The following is a 2,692-nucleotide window of genomic DNA, read 5'->3' on the forward strand; positions in this document are numbered from 1 at the left end:
GTCGTGGAAGGAGGACCAGAGCGTTATCGCCTGGCTCGACACCTTGTAATTCCGCAAAATAATGTCGAGGAACGCGTCACCACCGGCCCAGCAAAAACCACGTGTTCGGCGCGTTCCTTCTCATTATGAACTGCTGCTGATTACTGCAGGTGCTGCGTGGGAAGGCTCGGTCGCCAGTTGCTCGACGCGCTTTTGTGGCGGCCGCTCTGGACGCAAAAATACTGCGGGCGATTAACCGATCCTCTCGCGCAGCAACCTCTGTTCGGTTTTTCGCTGCCTGATACAGCGATCGGCTATGACCGGTCACATCCAGCATGGGACCAGCAGCTGCGTTTGAAGCCAATGCGCGGCCGGCGAGAACGGCCTGGGCCAGAGGACGTCTTGTTTAATCCAGTTCATATACTGCGGGTTTGAAGTCGTTGGCACATTCGACCGGGGTGAGAAAGTCGATGACCGCGCCGACCGCGCCTCACTAAAGCCTCGCAGCTTGCAGTAGCGGCTTGAGGAGAACGCATTTCAGGCGCATGGCTCGGAAGCGTCGGAAAAAGTTGCGCCCGCATCAAGCCGGGGCGGTGATGTCACGCTGCCGGCTCGCTCTTGAGCACCGAGGGCGCCGCGCGCTAAACACCGTATTCAGGCCTAAGGCGCTTTTCGCTAAGGCACTGCCCAGGAACGCCTATCCGACCGCGCGATGGGTTCGACATCGCCTATCGCGGCCGTTGCGTCACCCGTCGTTCAGAATGTCGCTGGCATTCAGTGAGGCGCGCGCCGGCGAGCTCGAGGAGCGCGTCGGCAATCTCGTCCTCGGTCCAACCGGATTCTGCTGCACGCTGAACCAGTTCCTGCAAAGGCCGGTTCAGGTCGGCAGCACTCTTTCCCTTCATAAAGCCTTCGATCAGAGCAACGTTCCTGTCGACAGTCGGGCTGAATGCCCAACAGGCGCGCAGTTTTTCCTGCATCATCCGTTTGTTCATCCGGTTATTTGGCCCCCTGCAAACCCTACCCGGCCAAATCGGCGCTTGGAAGACCCACCAAATCCGTCATAGCGAAACGGAATTGGATTTCAAGTCGGCTCGGGCGGCGACGGGTCCCACGACGGTTGTTAAGCAGTCAAAGCCGGGTTCGCGCACAGGGTGGTGCTTCTGCCGGCGACAGGTCGACGTCCACCGAACCATATTCGGGATAATCGATGGCGCGCAGATGCCGCAGCCTGCCTTCGTGCCAGCCGGCACTCGGCGCCGACGGTTTTCGCAAAAAAGCCTGGACGTTCTCGACGACGCTACGGCATATTAATTCCTCCCGCGCCTATTTTGCGCGTCTGACGGAGAAGGCGGGCAGAATGACCTCCTTCGAACGCGAGCCGATCGGGTGAGGCGCGGGCAGGGGATGGGCGCCATTGCGTCGAAGCGGACGACGGTTGCTCAGGGGCGCACTTCGGACAAGTACCTTCATGCTCCGCAACTGTCGCAGGAGGGAATGGGCTCTGCTGGAGTGCGAAGACGAGCACGCGGCCGGTAAAGGATAATCGCCAGCGGGCTATTTTGGCTGAGGTCAAGGCACGCGAAGCCTCACAATCAAGCCGCGATTTCTTTTCTTCTCGGCGGTGAGGGGATGAGGCCTCCATGCTCGATGCCAGCCCGGCCCTGGCGGGATCGTCAACCAGGATACCTCCTAAATATCGAGACGTTTAAACCGAGGTTCACCAATGATCCGCTAGGGTAGCGCGTGAACGGTCCGAACGTGTTACCAGGGGGTCAACCATTGGGCATTCCGCGAAATACACGTCGGACGCGGGTCTATGTTCCCAGCCAAGGCCCGGCGAGTTGGCAAGCCTTCCTCGCCGAACCTGAGAGGCAATGGCGAACCGGCTACTCGGCAAAGACGCTTGCTCATTGTTGGGAAAGTGCTGACGGCTTGCCGGCCGAAGTCGCGCAGATGTTCGATTGCCCGGCCGAGCTACTCCTGGCTTTGCCCGAGCACAGGGTGCCACTCGACGGGGGCAACCGTGACAGCCAGAATGACGTGTTTGCCCTTATCCGCTTCGGCCAACAGACCTGTGCTGCAACCATCGAAGGCAAGGTAAGCGAGCCATTTGGACCGACCGTGGGCGAATGGTATGCCGAGCCGTCGCGGGGAAAGCGAGAGCGCATGCGCCAACTATGCGGCTTGCTCGGCTTCGATGATGTCCCGCCATTTCATATCCGTTATCAGTTGATGCACAGGACGGCTTCCGCGTTGATCGAGGCTCGGCGCTTCAAGACTGATGAAGCCGCCATGATCGTCCACTCGTTCTCGCCAGCGCGAATGTGGTTCGAGGACTTCGCCACCTTCGCGAGCCTTTTCGGCGCCGAAGTCAAACCTGACACGTCGAGCACCGTGATCCTAAAGTCAGGGCAGCGGCTCCGCTGGGCCAACGGCAACGCGGATTTTCTCAAATGCTAGGAGTTCCGGTGGATATCAGATCGACCAGCATGGGGACCACTGCACGGAAGCGATATACGACCAAACAGATGGGCGATGCTTGCGAGATGATCGTTGCCGCAGAGCTCACGCTCGCCGGCATCCCTGCTTTGAAAGTTCCCGACAACTGGCCCGGTTACGATGTGATCGCGCAGCCATTCGACCGGCCAGCGCAACGCGTTTCGGTAAAGTCGCGGACATTCAAGCGCGGTGCCGCCTATGTCGGCTACAA

At 59.8% G+C, this 2,692-nt stretch carries 3 protein-coding genes; 2 read left to right on the forward strand and 1 reads right to left on the reverse strand.

The genetic code is table 11. The annotated features are described in order from the left end of the window. Window positions 1–707: 707 nt before the first annotated feature. On the reverse strand, window positions 708–974 hold the full coding sequence (locus AC04SH_RS34705) for a hypothetical protein (protein WP_488481855.1): 267 nt from the start codon (window positions 972–974) through the stop codon (window positions 708–710). 766 nt (window positions 975–1,740) lie between these two features. Here AC04SH_RS34705 and AC04SH_RS34710 point away from each other — a divergent pair. Together AC04SH_RS34710 and AC04SH_RS34715 are read left to right on the forward strand one after the other, a co-directional pair. Then, window positions 1,741–2,442, forward strand: coding sequence for a DUF6946 family protein (locus tag AC04SH_RS34710; protein ID WP_488481856.1), 702 nt, complete (start codon window positions 1,741–1,743; stop codon window positions 2,440–2,442). A gap of 8 nt (window positions 2,443–2,450) precedes the next feature. After that, window positions 2,451–2,692: PDDEXK-like family protein (locus AC04SH_RS34715; RefSeq protein WP_488578072.1), on the forward strand; the 242-nt coding region annotated here is incomplete at its 3' end.

The organism is Mesorhizobium sp. CNPSo 4688, from assembly GCF_057784295.1.

What these genes read in the sequence shown, in the direction of transcription:
- AC04SH_RS34705 (WP_488481855.1), bottom strand. Translation starts at nt 974, where the DNA reads ATGAACAAACGGATGATGCAGGAAAAACTGCGCGCCTGTTGGGCATTC.